We start from the raw sequence: 15,214 nt of genomic DNA on the forward strand, positions 1-15,214 counted from the left end.
CTTCCTCTCATTTTCCTGACAAATACGCGATTTCCTGCCGAATGGGCTTTTTTCGCGCCTGTATTTGGCGTTATCTTGACGGCAGAACGTAGCAAAGGCCACAGGCATCGTTAAGAACGCTATCGGCAGGAGGCAGAAGATGAACATGAATACGCTGCGCGGCGCTGCCGCAATTCTGGCAGTTGCAGCCGGTTTTTCCGGGGCCGCCCAGGCACAGGATTCCACCAACGTCGTCGCAACCGAGGGCGACTGGACAGTATTCGCCGGCAGCAGCCCCCGCGAATGCTGGGCGGTCTCTCCGCCCAAATCCACCGTTAACACCAAGGACGGCCAGACAGTGGAAGTCCAGCGGGGCGACATCCGCCTTTATGTTGCCTATCGTCCCGGCTCAGCCGGAGAGGTCAGCTTCACCGGCGGATATCCTTTCAACCCCGGCTCGACAGTTTCGGTCAATATCGGCGGGCAGGGTTTCGACCTGTTCACGGAAGGCGAAAACGCCTGGACCGGCTCTTCCGCAGAGGACGCACGTCTGATTGCCGCCCTCCGCGCAGGTGCAGAGGCAACCGTCACCGGCATGTCGTCTCGCGGAACCCGAACAGTCGACACGTTCAGCCTGTCGGGCATCACCGCCGCGACCAATGCCGCCAAGGCGCAGTGCCAGTAATACCGACCCTGGGGTGACCCGTCTGAGCCGGTTATCAAAGCTTTCATGACAGCCAGTTGTGTTTTCCATCTGGCTGTCATGTGAAAAAATATCAGGCTCGGCCTGTGATCATCTCAAGCTGGTGGTTCTAGTGATCAATTCGACGCTAATGCCAGTCGGTCACACCTTAATGATCAGCACCACCCGCTCACTCTGCAAAGCATCATCAGCATTTTCCGCTTGAGATTGCCCGCTTGCCACTGCTAAACGCGTCGACGGAGACGTGGCCGAGCGGTCGAAGGCACACCCCTGCTAAGGGTGCATACCGGAAACGGTATCGAGGGTTCGAATCCCTTCGTCTCCGCCACTATGCATTGATTTCATTAGGCAAATTGGTGCTCAGTTCATACTACCCATGAACTACCCATGCGACGTTCAGGGCTTTGAGGCGCTGTTTCACCCTGTCTGTTGCGGTATGAATGCCGCGATAGACGACGTAGAAAGTGCGTAACATGGATACTTTTAGCCTAGACGATTTCGACAATCCGCCCCCACCGCCGCGCTATCTCTACAAATATCTGTCCGCTGAGCGTGTCGGAAACGTTCTTGAAGGCGGCACAGTGCGGTTTACGCCACTGCTAGACACGAACGATACTTTTGAAGTTCGTTCGACGTTCGACAAGCTGGCCGGGCCGAAGATGCTGTCCATGCTTGCTGAGCAGATGGACAACACCCTGTCCGAAGAATCGGTTCGCAAACTGACGGCGGACATGCTCAAAGAAAACGGCTTAGGTTTTTTGCCCCCTGATTTGGCTCTGCAAATTGCCGAACAACACTACGGCGGCAATTTCATGGGGATGCTGCGGCAACAGATGCAGCAAGCCGTTGACACGATGCTAGTTCCTCACTTCAACGATCCTGAAAACGCCAAGAAGCTTTTGGAAAAGTTGGGTCGTGACCTGCTTTGCTTTTCTCTCTCTGAACGGATGGATAGTCCGCCCATGTGGGCACACTACGCCGACAACAACGCGGGTTTTGTGGTTGCGTTCGATACAGAGAACGCGTGGTTCCACCAGCGCAAGAACGGGGAAAAGACCCGGTTGCAGAAGGTCGCATATTTCGACGGGAAACTTGACGAACCACTTGAGAACCCGCAGGCGGCATTCATATCAAAGACAACGGATTGGGCATACGAACGTGAATGGCGGCTTTATATCAAGAATGGTGAAGCCGATTTGACCGTTGGGAACGCCGACGATCCAATACAGTTGCTTAAGTTTCCGCCAGAAGCCGTTGACAGAATTATCTTGGGAGCGAAAACGCGCCCTGAAATCGCGGACCGTATTCGTGATGCTGTAGCTAGCCGGTATCCACATGCACCCGTAATGCGTGCCGTGCCTAATCGGCAATCGCATACCTACGACGAAGTGTCAGAATGAAAAGAGACCCCGGTTGCGACGGTGAACGCAAACCGGGGTCAGTTGCCTTTCAGGCGCAGCATTTCAGCTGGGATCTCCATGGCCGCCAGCTAGACCGCCTCAGCAGGGGCAGCAAGTTGGCATTCCCAGCAACAATCATTGAGGAAAATGAGAAAATGGGATTCCAGGGTCGCCCACCAATAAAATTCATAAACCACTGTTTTTCCTTTCAATTTTTGAATGTCGCTTTTCAGCCCATCATTATACCTTGGTCCTGCGCCCTGAAGCTGTTCCGTGTGGAACGGCATGCAAAACTGACCCCTATCTTGGGGTGATCGGCGTCCAAAAGTGACCCCCCTGATAATTCTGATCAGAAGCTTCCTCAAAAGCATGAGGGAGCAGTCAGGGGATGTTGGTTGTGGAAACGATCGCGAAGATCAGGCGCGCGCATTTCGTCGAAGGCAAGTCGATCAAGCAGATCTGCCGTGAGTTGCGGCTGTCTCGGAACACGGTGCGTAAAGTCATCAGATCGGGCGCGACCGAATTCACCTATGACCGCACGACGCAACCGCGTCCGAAGATCGATCCCTGGCGGTCTGCACTGGACGACATGCTGGCCGAGAATGCGCGGCGGCCGAAGCGCGAACGCCTGACGCTGATCCGGGTCTACGAGGAGCTGCGCAACCGTGGCTATGACGGCAGCTATGATGCTATCCGGCGCTATGCGGCCAGTTGGTCGAAGGTAACGCAGGAGGCATCGGCTTCAGCCTATGTCCCGCTGATCTTCGATCCTGGTGAGGCCTACCAATTCGACTGGAGCCATGAGATCGTGATCCTCGATGGCGTGACCACGACGGTCAAGGTCGCCCATGTCCGGCTGTGCCACAGCCGGATGCCGTTCGTTGGGGCGTATCCGCGCGAGACGCAGGAGATGGTGTTCGACGCGCATGACAGGGCCTTCGCGTTCTTCGGCGGAGCCTGTGCCCGGGGCATCTATGACAACATGAAGACGGCGGTGGACACGATCTTTGTCGGCAAGGATCGCGCCTACAATCGCCGGTTCCAGCAGATGTGCGGGCACTATCTGGTCGAGCCGGCTGCCTGCACGCCCGCCTCAGGCTGGGAGAAAGGTCAGGTCGAGAACCAGGTGGGCGTGCTCCGGCGGCGGTTCTTCGTGCCGCGGCCGAAGTTCAAATCCTATGCTGAACTGAACGCTTGGCTCGAGGACCGATGCATTGCCTATGCCAAGGCGAACAAACACCCCGACATTCCGGACAGGACGATCTGGGAGGTGTTCGAGGAGGAGCGTCCGAGCCTGGTGCCTTATATCGGCCCGTTCGACGGCTTCCATGCAGTGCCGGCCTCCGTCTCCAAGACCTGTCTCGTGCGCTTCGACAAGAACCGCTACTCGGTCGACGCCCGTGCGGTCGGGCGGCCCGTCGAGATCCGCGCCTATGCCGACAGGCTGGAATTTTGGCAGGATGGTCAGGTCGTGGCTCGCCATGATCGGGCCTTCGGTCGTGGCAAGGCGATCTACGACCCGCTCCATTACATCCCGGTTCTGGCGCGTAAACCTGGTGCCCTGCGCAACGGGGCGCCGTTCAAGGAGTGGGACCTGCCTCCAGCCCTGTGCCGGTTGCAGCGCAGGCTAGAACGCCAGCCCGGCGGTGACCGTCAGGTGGTCGAGATCCTCGGGGCTGTGCTCACCGATGGCCTGGACGCCGTCGAAGCCGCCTGTGCGGAGGCCCTGTCTCACAACGTTCATTCCGCCGGCGTCGTGCTGAACATCCTGGCGCGTCACCGCGAACCGCCGCCACCCCTGACGATCACGACGCCGGATGCGCTGAAGCTGGGCCGCAAACCCGCCGCCAATTGCGACCGCTATGACAGCCTGAGGAGGACAACAAATGGAACGATCACAGGTGCTGGACGCCATGGGCCAGCTGAAGCTCTACGGCATGAGGACGGCCTACGACGAGATCATCACCACAGCGGTCAAGCGACAGCACGAGCCACAGCAGATCATCGGCGATTTGCTGACCGCCGAGATCAGTGAGAAGCAGGTGCGCTCGATCAAATACCAGATGACCATCGCCAAACTGCCGCTGGCCAAGGAAGTCGACGAGTTCGACTTCGCGGCCGCCGAGGTCAACGAGACCCTGATCCGCGATTTGGCCACCGGAGACCTCCTCGATCATCAGCGCAACCTCGTGCTGATCGGCGGAACCGGGACTGGGAAGACCCATCTCGCGGTCAGCATCGCGCGCGCCTGTATCCGAAACGGCCGCCGGGGCCGCTTCTTCAACGTCGTCGACCTAGTGAACAAGCTCGACGCCGAAGCCCGGGCCGAACGACAGGGCCGGACCGCGGAACTGATCTCCCGCCTCGACTTCCTGATCCTAGACGAACTTGGCTATCTCCCGTTCGCCCAGACCGGCGGCCAGCTCCTATTCCATCTGATCAGCAAGCTTTACGAGCGGACCTCGATCATCGTCACCACCAATCTCGCCTTCGGCGAATGGCCCAGCGTCTTCGGCGACGCCAAGATGACCACCGCGCTCCTCGACCGGCTCACCCATCATTGCGAGATCGTCGAAACCGGCAACGAAAGCTGGCGCTTCAAGAACCGGGCGTAGGGCAAGCGGAACCCCCGCTGGCCCGTCGCCGCGGCGTTACATGAAGACTACGCAGCGACGGGCCAGCTCAGCTCCAGAGGGGTCAATTTTGGACGCCGATAAGGGGTCACGATTGGATGCCGATTGACAGTGAAGAGATTGAGACTGAACGAAAAATCGGTGCGGGAGGCAGTGCCTGAACCGGGTCGGGACTATCAGATTTTCGACAGCGAGGTGCGGGGGTTCGCGATCTGCATCTACCGCTCCGGTAACCGGGCTTTTACGCTGGATTACCACCATGCCGGGCGGCAACGGCGGATGACGCTGGGGCGCTGGCCGGAATGGTCGACGGCGGCAGCGCGGGAACGCGCGAAGGAGTTGCGCCGCGACATCGATGCCGGGGGCGATCCGCTGGGCGCGAAGGAGGACGGGCGCGAGGCACCGCGTGTACGTGACCTGATAGACCGCTATGTCGAGGTGCATCTGCCCAATCTGGCGAAGACCAACGCCTCGGATCAGCGGTCGATGCTTACCAAGCTGGTCGGCCCGGAGTGGAACAACCGCCTCGTCACCGAAATCACACCCTATGATGTGGAAAAGCTTCTGAACCGGATCGCCGAGGGCCGCGCCCGGCCACACAAGCAGAAGCCCAACAACCGGGCGCGCAAGCTGCAGGGATCGAAACCCACGCCCATCCGCGCCAACCGGGTCGGTGAAGTGCTGCGCAAAATGTTCACCTATGCGCAGAGTTGGGGCTGGCGCGAGGACAATCCGGCCTCTGGCTTTCGTCGGCGGATCGAGAACCCGCGCGAGCGGTTCCTGTCGCAGGAGGAAATTCGCAAGCTCGCCGCAGCGCTGGACGCCGCCGAGGATCGACGTGCGGCGGATATCATCAGGCTCTGCATGCTGACAGGGGCACGGGTCGGCGAGGTCCGGCAGGCCCGGTTCGAGCATTTCAACCTCGAACATCTCAGCTGGTCGAAGCCCGCCAGCATGACCAAGCAGCGGAAGATCCACCGCCTGCCGATCTCGGATGAAGCCACCGCGATTGTGCGCCAGCGGCAGTTGCTGGTGCCACGCGGCTGCCCACTGCTGTTCCCGGGCGACGTGCCCGACGAGCCGGTGAAGGAAATCCGCCGGTTCTGGAAACAGATCCAGAAGCAGGTCTGCATCGAGGACGTGCGCATTCACGACCTGCGCCACACCTTCGCCTCGCTGCTGGTCAGTGGCGGTGCCTCGCTGGAAATGATCGGCAAGCTGCTGGGCCACAGCCAGACCCAGACCACGGCGCGCTATGCCCATCTGATGGATTCGCCGCTGCGCGCCGGTGTCGATGCGGTGGCTAGCGCCTTCCGGCCAAAACCCGTGCTGGTCCATGATGCAGAGGATCAGGCGCGCAAAAGCGCCTGATCCAAGCTGGACGGCGGCTGTCACTCCGCGTCCTGCAGCCTCTTCCAGATCGGCCCCAGCCTGCGCCGGATCGTCCGCTCATCGGGCACTTCCGCATCCGCGCCGCTTTCGCCGAACCAGTCCAGCGCGCCGGCGAGCCCCAACTTCTGCCTTGGCGACACGGCCTGCCCCAATCGGATCGCCGCGAAGATGACTATGAAGATCGGGATCATGCCCGAGATGATCGTGCTGACCGAAGCGGACGCCCCCCCCGCAATGCCGAAAGTTTGAGACACCTAGCCTAAAGCCATTGGATTGCCAGATCCAAATTCCTGCCTTCGCCAGCGATGACAGGACGAGGGCGCGGCGCGCAGCAGCGGACCGCGTTCTCAGTCGTCCCTGTAGGTCCACAGATAGCTTGGCGGCATTGGCCCCTTGTTGCGCCCGCCCTGCTGTTTCTGTTCCCAAGCATGGGCCAAAATACCGACCGAGCGCGACAGGCAGAAGATGCCGCGCGCCAGCGGTGAGGCGAAGCCCAGCTCGGCGAAGATCACCGCCGTGGCGCCGTCTATGTTCATCGGCACACCATGCGTCCGGCCCGCCAGCTCGGCCTCGATGGCCCGGGCAATGGCGACGAAACGGCCCGAGATCTCGCCCTGGGCGACCAGATCATCGACCAGCCCCAGCAGCCGCGGTGTGCGCGGATCACCGTCCTTGTGGAAGCGGTGCCCGTAGCCCGGCACGAACTTGCCCTTCTCGGCGCGGAATGCCACCAGCATCTCGGGCACCGCCGACACACCGCCCGCCGCGTCGATCCGCTCGAACAGCTCGACCAGCTGTTCCCCGGCGCCGCCGTGGACATCACCCAGCACGTTGACCGCCGATCCCATGGCGTTGTTCAGACCCACGCCGCAGGTGATGGCCATGCGCGCCGTTGCGATCGAGGGAGCCTGCGGCCCGTGATCGACCGAGGCCACCAGCGCCGCTTCCAGCAGCTTCGCCTGGCCCTCACTCGGCACGTCGCCGCGCAGCATCAGCCAGATCATCTGCGGGAAGCTGACGGTGCCGATCAGATCCTGGATGGGATGGCCGCGAAACTTGATCACGCCCGGTTCCATCCGGATGATCGAGGTAGTCCACCAGTCCGAAACCGCCTTGTCCGTCGCCGTAGCTTTCGTCGCCTCAGTCATCGCCCACCACCTTTCGCTGCTGCCCCAGATAGCGGTCTCCATCCTGGCCCAGCCGGGGCGGCGGGGCCGCGACACAGGGCCGCTCGCCGTTAATCTTCACCGGCGAGGCGACCAGCGACAGCCGCCCACCGCGTGCGCCCTCGAAGGCGCCGAAATCGCGCACCAGCCCGCGTTCGGACAGGTGATCAGAGGCCAGCACTTCCTCAACCTTCAGGACCGCGCCCGCAGGCACGCCAAGCGGGTTCAACTCGGACTCCCACTGGCGGGCGGACTTGGCGGCCAGGGCTGCCTCGATCTCGGCCCGCAGGGCCTCGCGATTGGCCTTGCGGTCATCGCGCTGGCTATAGTCGGGATGGCTCAGCAGATCCTCGCGGCCCAGGTGACGGCAAAGCGCCTCCCACTGGCGGCTTTCATTGGCAGCGATGTTCAGCAGGCCATCGCCGGTCCGGAAGGCGCCCGAGGGGGCCGCCGTCATGTTCTCGTTGCCGATCACCGCAGGCGGCACGCCCGCCACCAGCCAGTTGGACACAGCCCAGCCCATTGTCGCCACTGTCGCCTCCAGCATGGAAACGTCGATGAAGCGCGCCTCGCTGCGATCCGCCAGGGCAGCGCAGATCGACATGGCGGCGGTTAACCCGCCGATGGTGTCAGCCACCGGGAAACCCACGCGCAGCGGGTTGACCGTGGGCGTGCCGGTGACGGCCATGACCCCCGCCGCGCCCTGGATGATCTGGTCATAGGCCGGGCGCTTGGCCCAAGGGCCTGTCTGCCCGAAGCCCGAAATGGCGCAATAGATCAAGTCGGCCTTGCGGGCGCGGAGCAGCTCCCAGCCCAGGCCCAGCCTATCCATCACTCCAGGGCGGAAGTTCTCGACCACCACGTCCGAGGTCTCGACCAGGGTCAGGAAATCCACCTTGCCCTCGGCGCTTTTTAGATCCAGCTCGACCGAACCCTTGCCGGCATTCTGCGCCAGGAAGGACACGCCCATCAAATCCGCCGAAAGCGCACGCGACGCGCCCAGCTGACGCGCTAGGTCGCCCCGGCCTGGGATCTCGATCTTGATGACCTCGGCACCCAAATGTGCCAGCTGCTGGCAGGCGAATGGGCCCGCCAGCACGTTTGTCATGTCCAGCACCCGGACATCGGAAAGCGGAGAGGTGGCTTTGTTGTCCTGGGTCATGCGCCCTCCGCGAAGGTGACGACCGGCTTGACCTCGGTCTGCTGCTTCATCGCCGCCAGTGCGTCGTTCACCTGGTCCAGCCGATAGTGGTTGGAGATCAGCCGCTCAAAAGGCAGGTCGGCGCCGTGACGACGGATGAATTCCATCGCGGCCCAGTAATCCTTGGCGCCGCCCGCCAGCGAGCCCAGTACCCTCAGATTGCGGTTTACGAAGGTCGATGGCTTGATCGTCACCTCGCCCTGCCCCAGTTGGCCGACCAGCACGTAGCTGCCGCCACGCCGCGCGAGTTGCAGCCCCTCGGTGAAGGCTTGCGGGATGCCCGCAAACTCCATCACCACATCGGCACCACGTCCCTCGGTTGCCTCCAGCACGAAGGCCTGACGGTCCTCAGCCGACATTGTCTCAACCGACAGCACGTCATCGGCGCCGAAGGCGCGGGCCAGGTCGAGCCGGACATCCGGCGCACCGATGGCGATCACCCGCCGCGCACCGGACATCCGGGCCACGCCGGTGGCTAGAAGGCCTAGGGGGCCCGTGCCCTGTACCACCACCGTGTCGGTATGCCGGATCTCACCCAGTTCCTCCACCGCGTGGATGACCGAGCGGAAGGCGCAGCTGGCCATGCTGGCTAGCGGGCTGGCGACGCTGTCGGGCACCTTCACCCGACCGGATTCGGGCAGCACGTAGACATATTCGGAGAAGCCCCCCAATAGGTAGGGCAAGCGCTCCATCGTCTCGTACATATATGCGCGGGCGTTCTGGCACAGGGTCGGCTTGGCCGCGACAGTACACATGTAGCAATGGCCGCAGTTGGTGCGGGTCCAGGTGATGCGGTCGCCGACGCGCAGGTCCTGGCCGACGCTGTCGCGCTCGGAGCCGGGGCCAATTGCGGCGACGGTGCCAGTCATCTCGTGGCCGACGATCACCGGCAGTTCGACGGGGCGCGCCAGGGCGCCGTTGGCTAGGTGCACGTCGGTGCCACATATGGTGCAGCAATCGGTCCTCACCAGGATCGCGCCGGGCTCGATCTTCTGAGGGACGGGAACGTCCTCGATCTTCAGCGGGGCGCCGTACTGACGCAGGACCGCCGCGCGGGAATGGTCGGGAAGTTTCATCGGCTTACCCCAGCACGAAAGGATTGGAACGGTTGGGCTCGGGCGTGATCCAGACACTCTTGGTCTCAAGGTAGTCCTTGAAGGCGTCCATACCGCCTTCGCGCCCGATGCCCGACAGCTTGTAGCCACCGAAGGGGGTAGCGAAGCTGGTGGTACGATAGTTATTCACCCAGACGGTGCCCGCGCGGATCCGGTCGACAGCGCGCATGGCTCGGGCTAGGTCACGGGTCCAGACGGCGGCCGCAAGACCATAGTCGGTGTCGTTGGCGATCACATAGGCCTCCTCCTCGGTCTCGAAGGCGATGACGCTGGCGACCGGGCCAAAGACCTCCTCGCGGGCGATGCGCATGTCATTGGTGACATCGGCAAAGACCGTGGGGCGGATGAACTGCCCCTGCCCCAGATCAGGACCACTGACCACCTCGCCCCCAGTGACCAGCCGCGCACCTTCGTCCTGGGCCATGGCGATCATCGCCTGGACCCTCTCGAACTGCGGACGGGTGCAGATCGGGCCGATCTGGGTCTCAGGATCCGCCGGATCACCGATCTTCGCGGCCTCGGCCGCGGCCGTGAAAATCTTCAGGAAAGGCTCCAGAACGCTTTTCTGTACCAGCACCCGGCTGCCTGCCATGCAGGTCTGGCCTGCAGCGGCGAAGATGCCCGCGATGGCGCCATTCACGGCCTGATCCAGGTCGCAATCGTCGAAGACGATATTGGGCGACTTGCCACCCAACTCCAGCGTGACCGGCTTGAAATGCCGGGCGGCGGCCATGGCCACATGGCGCCCGCCCGTCTCGCCGCCGGTGAAGGCGATCTTCGCCGTCAGCGGGTGCGAGACAAGCGCCTCGCCCACTTCGCCGCCCAGGCCTGTGACCACGTTGATCACACCCTTCGGCATCCCGGCCTCATCGGCCAGTCGCGCCAGCTCCAGAACCGAAGCAGAGGCGAATTCGGACGGCTTGATGACGATGGTGTTACCCGCCGCCAGCGCCGGCGCCAGTTTCCAGGCGGTCAGCGACAGCGGAGAGTTCCAGGCGGTAATCGCCACCACCACGCCGATGGGTTCGTATTTCACGTAGTTGAACACACCCGGCTTGTTGATCGGAACCACGTGGCCGCCGACCTTATCACACAGGCCCGAGTAGTAGTTCAGCCATTGCGCCATGTTGGCAACCTGGCCCTTCACCTCGGCCACCAGCTTGCCATTGTCGCGCTGTTCGACCTCGACCAGGCGATCGGAATTGGCTTGGATGTAGTCGGCGAAGCGACGTAGCAGGGCCCCGCGTGTGGTCGGTGTTAGGCCCGCCCAGTCGGGATTGTCCATCGCCGCATGGGCTGCACGCACCGCCCGGTCCGCGTCCGTGGCATCCGACTGCGGCACCTGGGCCCAGATCTTTCCGGAGAACGGCTCGACCGCATCCATCCACTGGCCCGACGCGGGTTCGACCCATGTGCCGTCGATGTAGTTGAGGTACTTTGTCATGTTTCCACCTTATCTTTGTCGGTCCCGGCGCGGCGCGCCTTGCGCCGGCGGATGAGGGGCAGCGCCAGCATCAGCGCGATCAGCAGGATGAAGATCCAGTTCACCACACCGGTGAAGAAGATCGCGGGATCGTTGCCGCTGATTAGAAGCGAGCGGCGCAGTTCGGATTCAGCCATCGGGCCAAGGATGATCGCTAGCACGGCGGGCGCTGTGGGGATCTGGAGCTTTTCCATGCCGTAGCCGACAAGGCCAACGATCAGCATTATCCAGACCTCGACGATGCTGTTGCCCACCGTGAAGACGCCGATCGAGGTCAACACGATGATGCCGGGAGCCAGGATCAGCGGCGGCAGGCGCAGCGCGTTGATGAAAAGACGCGAGCCGAGCGCCCCGATCGGGATCATCATCAGCGCGGTCACGCCCATCGCTATCATGAAGCCGTAGGTAATCTCGGCCGTGTCGCGGAACAGTGCGGGCCCAGGGCGCAGGCCATGCACCAGCAGCACCCCCATGATAACTGCGGCCACGGCGGAGCCCGGCACACCCAGAGTCAGAGCGGGGATCAGCGTCGCAGCAGTATCGGCATTGTTGGCGCATTCGGCGGCGGCTACGCCCTTGGGGTCGCCCTTGCCGTAGCAATCGCCCGCCTTGGCGCGGCGCCGCGCCTCGTTCCACGAGATGACGGCGGCGATGTTGCCCCCCGCGCCGGGCATGATGCCGACGATGACGCCGATCACCGAAGAGCGCAACCAGACCGGAAGCAGGGATAACATCTTGAACCCGTCATCGGCGCTCTTGCCAGTGTCCAGATCCTTGCGGTTGATGCGCAGCGCCTTCTCGGCCAGTTCCAGCGCGGGGGGGATTGCATATAGTCCCGTCAGCACGACGATAATCGAGAAGCCCGAGACCAGATGGGCCGAGCCGAAGGTATATCGTTCGGCGCCTGTGATCTGGTCGACCCCCACCAGGCCCATCAGCAGGCCCGCGCAGGTTGAGATAAGCCCCTTGGACAGCGAGCCGCCCAGCACCGCAGTGATGCACAGCATCCCGAAGATCGCCAGCCAGAAAAATTGCGACGGCCCGAATTTCAGTGCCAGCGCAGCCAGAGGCGGCGACAGCAGGATCAGGCACAGAGCACTGACGAAGGAGCCGAAGGCAGAGGAATAGAGAGAAACGCGCAGCGCCTGCCGGGCGCGGCCCTGCTGCGTCATCGGGTAGCCGTCAAAGACAGTGGCGATGCCCGCAGGCGTACCAGGGATGCGCAGCAGAATGGCGGGGATGGAACCGCCATACATCGCGCCGTTGTAGATGCCCGCAACCAGGCCAAGTGCCACCAGCGGTTCCATCCCGAAGGTGAAGGGGATGAGCACTGCAATCCCCATGGTCGCCGAAAGCCCCGGCAGGGCGCCGGCCAGGACGCCCATCACCGTCCCGGCAACCATGGCCAGGATGACCAAAGGCGTGAAGATGGCGGCGAAACCGTCCATCAGATGTGTCAAAATATCCAAGGTTAACTCCTCAGCTGCCGAAGATCAGGTCCACAGGCATGGGACTTTCGAGCAGCACAATGAAGATCAGCCAGAGCAGGACCGAGAGACCGGCCGCGGACAGGGCAGCCTGCCAGGCCGGGCGCAGGCCCATCAGGGCGGGCGCGGCGGTCAGGAAGACCAGGATGGCAGTGAAGAAGCCCAGATGCGGGATCGTCACCACGAAGGCCACCATCAGCACCGCCAAGGTGGCCAGGCGCCGCAGCGAGGCCTTCGACAGCGTCACGTCCTCTTCGGCCGCGACCTTTGGCAGCTTGCGCAGCAGGCCAGCGGCCCAGGCCAGCGCCGCCACGCAGCCCAACCCCGAGACGGCGATTGGCATGTAGGCCGCCGCGCCGCGAAAACCGCTGCCAACCCAGCTCAACAGGGCGAAGACCGCTGCCATCCCGAGGGCGGCGGCAAGTTCTGCCGCTACCACCCTGGAGGACACTACGGAGATATCGTCACGCGTGCTCATGTCACTCGACCCAGGGGTTCTCGTCCCACAGCGCTTGATAAAGGCCCTGCAGATCGGTCAGCGTCGTGGTGAACTCATCCGAACCCTGGTAATTTAGCGGCAGCGCCTGTTCGGCAGCGGCAGCGCGAAATTCCTCGTCAGCAACGGCTTCGCCGATGGCAATCGACAGGATCTCGATGATCGCAGGATCCAGCCCTACGGGGGCCCCGATGCCGCGATAGGCGCCCGACACCACGTCGAAGCCCTGCTCCTGAAAGGTCGGCACCTCGGGCGCGCCTTCCCAGCGATCGGCGCCCATCTGGCCGAAGGTGGACAACTCGCCCTCGTTCACGCTGTCGATCACCTCGCCGATGTTCATCGAGCCCAAAGCGATATGACCGCCCAGCAGGGCCGCGCGGATCTCGGACGAGCCGCCGAAGGGTACGTGACGTAGCTCGATACCCGCCGTACGCTGCAGTGCCAGTATCGACAGGTGGTCATCCGAACCGATACCGGTAGTGCCATAGGTGATAGTGCCCGGCGCAACCTTGGCGTCCTCGACCAGACCGGCCAGGTTGCCGAAGTCGTTGTCGGGCAGCGCCACCAGTGAGCCTGCATCAAAGACCACGTTGGCAATCGGCTTTAGTTGGTCGAAGGCGAAGGACGCCTCGCGCTGGATCGGGATCGTGATGCTGGTCGGGGTGTTGATAAAACCGATGGTGTAGCCATCGGGATCGGCCTTGGCGATCTCGGCGAAGCCCAGCTCGCCCGACGCGCCCGGCTTGTTGATGACTGCTATGGTCTCATCACCCGGCAGATACTTCTCTATGAACGGCACCAGGGTGCGCGCGGCCACATCGGTCCCCCCGCCAGCGCTATAGGCGATCACCATGTCGATGGTCCGGGTCGGGTAGTCCAAGGCGGCCACAGCCCCTGTGGAAATGGCCAGCGCGGCAAGCGCACCTGCAAAGACGGTCTTGGTCATTAGCTTTTCTCCTCCTCGTTCGACAGCCTCCCTGTCGACGATCCGGAGACTGGACAGGCGGCGGCAGAAAGTCCATAGTACGGAACATGAGTTTTGCTGAATGGAACAATTATCATGGACAGCGGACAACGTGTTGAAGCCGTCGAAAAGGCTTTGTCGATCTTGGATGCCTTCTCGGAGGACCGTATGTCCCTCAGTCTCAGCGAGATCTCCAGGGAGACGGGCATTTCCAAAAGCTCCCTGCCGAGGCTCCTCAACTCTCTGATCCTTTTTGGTTTTATCGCCCGAGATCCGTCGAAGCGCTACGCGCTTGGTTCGAACGTCTGGCGCTTGGGGGCGCTCTTCCGGCGCCGGTTCGACTTGGGTGAAAAAGTCCGCCCCGAGCTGCGCCAGCTAGTCGAGTTGACGGGCGAAACCGCCTCCTACTATGTCCGCGAACAGGAGGAACGGATCTGTCTCTACCGTCAGAATTCCCCAAATCCCGTCCGCCACCACCTCGACGAAGGATCGCGGCTGAGCATCGACCGGGGCGCAGCCGGCCATGCCCTCAGCGCGACCGACACCAGCCCGGACGACATCTTCGTCTCGGTCGGTGAACGTAACCCGGAAGTTGCCGCCGTGGCGGTACGGATCAGTTCTCGCGACGGGGAACTGCGTGGCGCGCTATGCGTGTCGGGGATCTGCACGCGGTTCGACGAGACCGCCAGGCAAACCGCCGCGGACCTGCTGCTTGATGCGCGAAGGCGCCTTTGTATCGACCCAGCAGAATCTGCTCAGGTTAAGCCGCTAATTTGAATACCTCGGCAGGCGTGCGCAAGGCAAGCGCCTGATGAGGCGGCGATTATTGTATAGCCGAACAACCCCAGTTTGGTTCGAAAGGTCTTGCCGAAGATTTCATCGGGCGTCTGTCCTGTCCTCCGCCTGATGGCCATTGCCTGGGCCCATTTGGGCTCAATGGGATTGAGGTCCGGCGAATAGGACGGGAGGAATTCGAGGCCGTGTTCGGCATTTTCAATCATCTCTCTGGTGTCGGTCCGTTTGTGAAATGTTGCGTTATCCATGACCAGAACCGCACCGGTCATCAACGCGAGGCCTCCCGTGTGACTTCGGAAAGAGCGGCGTCAAAAGCTCCATCTGCGCTTCGCTCAGCCAGAAAAAGTTGCTCATCACTCAGGTCTCCTTGCGGACCCTGAATCACGCCTGATGACCGAAA

At 62.5% G+C, this 15,214-nt stretch carries 15 protein-coding genes, 1 tRNA gene and 2 pseudogenes; 8 read left to right on the plus strand and 10 right to left on the minus strand.

Annotation, left to right across the window (positions count from 1 at the left end; genetic code table 11):
- Positions 1-145 precede the first annotated feature (145 nt).
- The 7 genes and pseudogenes from PAE61_RS14865 (at position 146) to PAE61_RS14895 (ending at position 6,086) form a co-directional block, all read left to right on the plus strand.
- Complete coding sequence (locus tag PAE61_RS14865; protein ID WP_271115169.1) at positions 146-664, plus strand: invasion associated locus B family protein; 519 nt, start codon at positions 146-148, stop codon at positions 662-664.
- A 256-nt stretch (positions 665-920) separates the two neighbouring features.
- Positions 921-1,010: transfer RNA gene (locus PAE61_RS14870), tRNA-Ser, on the plus strand.
- A 145-nt stretch (positions 1,011-1,155) separates the two neighbouring features.
- Positions 1,156-2,082 carry a DUF2971 domain-containing protein gene (locus PAE61_RS14875; protein WP_271113141.1) on the plus strand — a complete coding sequence of 309 codons (927 nt, stop codon included), beginning with the start codon at positions 1,156-1,158 and terminating at the stop codon, positions 2,080-2,082.
- A complete protein-coding gene (locus PAE61_RS14880) occupies positions 2,079-2,396 on the plus strand; it encodes a hypothetical protein (protein ID WP_271113142.1) in 318 nt (105 codons plus the stop codon). Before PAE61_RS14875 ends, PAE61_RS14880 begins: the two co-directional genes overlap by 4 nt.
- A gap of 74 nt (positions 2,397-2,470) precedes the next feature.
- Positions 2,471-4,036: pseudogene (gene istA / locus PAE61_RS14885) on the plus strand (IS21 family transposase); the annotation flags it as partial.
- Positions 3,969-4,697: an IS21-like element helper ATPase IstB gene (gene istB, locus PAE61_RS14890; protein WP_271113143.1), complete on the plus strand. Its 729-nt coding sequence runs from the start codon at positions 3,969-3,971 to the stop codon at positions 4,695-4,697. The pseudogene istA and the gene istB, both read left to right, overlap by 68 nt.
- Before the next feature lie 129 nt (positions 4,698-4,826).
- Positions 4,827-6,086, plus strand: coding sequence for a tyrosine-type recombinase/integrase (locus PAE61_RS14895; RefSeq protein ID WP_271115170.1), 1,260 nt, complete (start codon positions 4,827-4,829; stop codon positions 6,084-6,086).
- 20 nt (positions 6,087-6,106) lie between these two features.
- On the opposite strand, the gene PAE61_RS14900 is transcribed toward PAE61_RS14895, so the two are convergent.
- The 8 genes from PAE61_RS14900 to PAE61_RS14935 all read right to left on the minus strand — a co-directional run bounded on the left by PAE61_RS14900 (position 6,107) and on the right by PAE61_RS14935 (position 14,001).
- Complete coding sequence (locus PAE61_RS14900; protein WP_271113144.1) at positions 6,107-6,298, minus strand: hypothetical protein; 192 nt, start codon at positions 6,296-6,298, stop codon at positions 6,107-6,109.
- Positions 6,299-6,454: 156 nt separating this feature from the next.
- Entirely contained in the window at positions 6,455-7,255 is an 801-nt protein-coding gene (locus PAE61_RS14905) for a citryl-CoA lyase (protein ID WP_271113145.1), read from the minus strand.
- Entirely contained in the window at positions 7,248-8,435 is a 1,188-nt protein-coding gene (locus tag PAE61_RS14910; RefSeq protein WP_271113146.1) for a CaiB/BaiF CoA transferase family protein, read from the minus strand. The genes PAE61_RS14905 and PAE61_RS14910 overlap by 8 nt, the downstream gene beginning before the upstream one ends.
- On the minus strand, positions 8,432-9,550 hold the full coding sequence (locus tag PAE61_RS14915; protein WP_271113147.1) for a zinc-binding dehydrogenase: 1,119 nt from the start codon (positions 9,548-9,550) through the stop codon (positions 8,432-8,434). The genes PAE61_RS14910 and PAE61_RS14915 overlap by 4 nt, the downstream gene beginning before the upstream one ends.
- Before the next feature lie 4 nt (positions 9,551-9,554).
- A complete protein-coding gene (locus PAE61_RS14920; protein ID WP_271113148.1) occupies positions 9,555-11,033 on the minus strand; it encodes an aldehyde dehydrogenase in 1,479 nt (492 codons plus the stop codon).
- Positions 11,030-12,520 (minus strand): tripartite tricarboxylate transporter permease, encoded by a 1,491-nt coding sequence (locus PAE61_RS14925; RefSeq protein WP_271113149.1) that lies wholly within the window; start codon positions 12,518-12,520, stop codon positions 11,030-11,032. The genes PAE61_RS14920 and PAE61_RS14925 overlap by 4 nt, the downstream gene beginning before the upstream one ends.
- A gap of 31 nt (positions 12,521-12,551) precedes the next feature.
- Positions 12,552-13,037, minus strand: coding sequence for a tripartite tricarboxylate transporter TctB family protein (locus tag PAE61_RS14930; protein WP_271113150.1), 486 nt, complete (start codon positions 13,035-13,037; stop codon positions 12,552-12,554).
- Position 13,038: 1 nt separating this feature from the next.
- Positions 13,039-14,001 carry a Bug family tripartite tricarboxylate transporter substrate binding protein gene (locus PAE61_RS14935; protein ID WP_271113151.1) on the minus strand — a complete coding sequence of 321 codons (963 nt, stop codon included), beginning with the start codon at positions 13,999-14,001 and terminating at the stop codon, positions 13,039-13,041.
- Positions 14,002-14,115: 114 nt separating this feature from the next.
- Between PAE61_RS14935 and PAE61_RS14940 the strand changes: the two genes are divergently transcribed.
- Positions 14,116-14,796, plus strand: a complete 681-nt coding sequence (locus PAE61_RS14940) for an IclR family transcriptional regulator (protein WP_271113152.1) — start codon at positions 14,116-14,118, stop codon at positions 14,794-14,796.
- On the opposite strand, the gene PAE61_RS14945 is transcribed toward PAE61_RS14940, so the two are convergent.
- Together PAE61_RS14945 and PAE61_RS14950 are read right to left on the minus strand one after the other, a co-directional pair.
- Complete coding sequence (locus PAE61_RS14945) at positions 14,775-15,083, minus strand: transposase (protein ID WP_353620362.1); 309 nt, start codon at positions 15,081-15,083, stop codon at positions 14,775-14,777. The genes PAE61_RS14940 and PAE61_RS14945 overlap by 22 nt on opposite strands.
- Positions 15,076-15,168, minus strand: a pseudogene (locus PAE61_RS14950) (IS5/IS1182 family transposase); the annotation flags it as partial. The gene PAE61_RS14945 and the pseudogene PAE61_RS14950, both read right to left, overlap by 8 nt.
- Positions 15,169-15,214: the final 46 nt, after the last annotated feature.

Source organism: Paracoccus aerodenitrificans, from assembly GCF_027913215.1.
GTDB lineage: Bacteria > Pseudomonadota > Alphaproteobacteria > Rhodobacterales > Rhodobacteraceae > Paracoccus > Paracoccus aerodenitrificans.

Bases quoted from the DNA above. Each gene is read 5' to 3' on its own strand.
- PAE61_RS14865 (WP_271115169.1), top strand. From the start codon at position 146: ATGAATACGCTGCGCGGCGCTGCCGCAATTCTGGCAGTTGCAGCCGGT.
- PAE61_RS14875 (WP_271113141.1), top strand. From the start codon at position 1,156: ATGGATACTTTTAGCCTAGACGATTTCGACAATCCGCCCCCACCGCCG.
- PAE61_RS14880 (WP_271113142.1), top strand. From the start codon at position 2,079: ATGAAAAGAGACCCCGGTTGCGACGGTGAACGCAAACCGGGGTCAGTT.
- istB (WP_271113143.1), top strand. From the start codon at position 3,969: ATGGAACGATCACAGGTGCTGGACGCCATGGGCCAGCTGAAGCTCTAC.
- PAE61_RS14900 (WP_271113144.1), bottom strand. From the start codon at position 6,298: ATGATCCCGATCTTCATAGTCATCTTCGCGGCGATCCGATTGGGGCAG.
- PAE61_RS14905 (WP_271113145.1), bottom strand. From the start codon at position 7,255: ATGACTGAGGCGACGAAAGCTACGGCGACGGACAAGGCGGTTTCGGAC.
- PAE61_RS14910 (WP_271113146.1), bottom strand. From the start codon at position 8,435: ATGACCCAGGACAACAAAGCCACCTCTCCGCTTTCCGATGTCCGGGTG.
- PAE61_RS14915 (WP_271113147.1), bottom strand. From the start codon at position 9,550: ATGAAACTTCCCGACCATTCCCGCGCGGCGGTCCTGCGTCAGTACGGC.
- PAE61_RS14920 (WP_271113148.1), bottom strand. From the start codon at position 11,033: ATGACAAAGTACCTCAACTACATCGACGGCACATGGGTCGAACCCGCG.
- PAE61_RS14925 (WP_271113149.1), bottom strand. From the start codon at position 12,520: ATGGACGGTTTCGCCGCCATCTTCACGCCTTTGGTCATCCTGGCCATG.
- PAE61_RS14930 (WP_271113150.1), bottom strand. From the start codon at position 13,037: ATGAGCACGCGTGACGATATCTCCGTAGTGTCCTCCAGGGTGGTAGCG.
- PAE61_RS14935 (WP_271113151.1), bottom strand. From the start codon at position 14,001: ATGACCAAGACCGTCTTTGCAGGTGCGCTTGCCGCGCTGGCCATTTCC.
- PAE61_RS14940 (WP_271113152.1), top strand. From the start codon at position 14,116: ATGGACAGCGGACAACGTGTTGAAGCCGTCGAAAAGGCTTTGTCGATC.
- PAE61_RS14945 (WP_353620362.1), bottom strand. From the start codon at position 15,083: ATGACCGGTGCGGTTCTGGTCATGGATAACGCAACATTTCACAAACGG.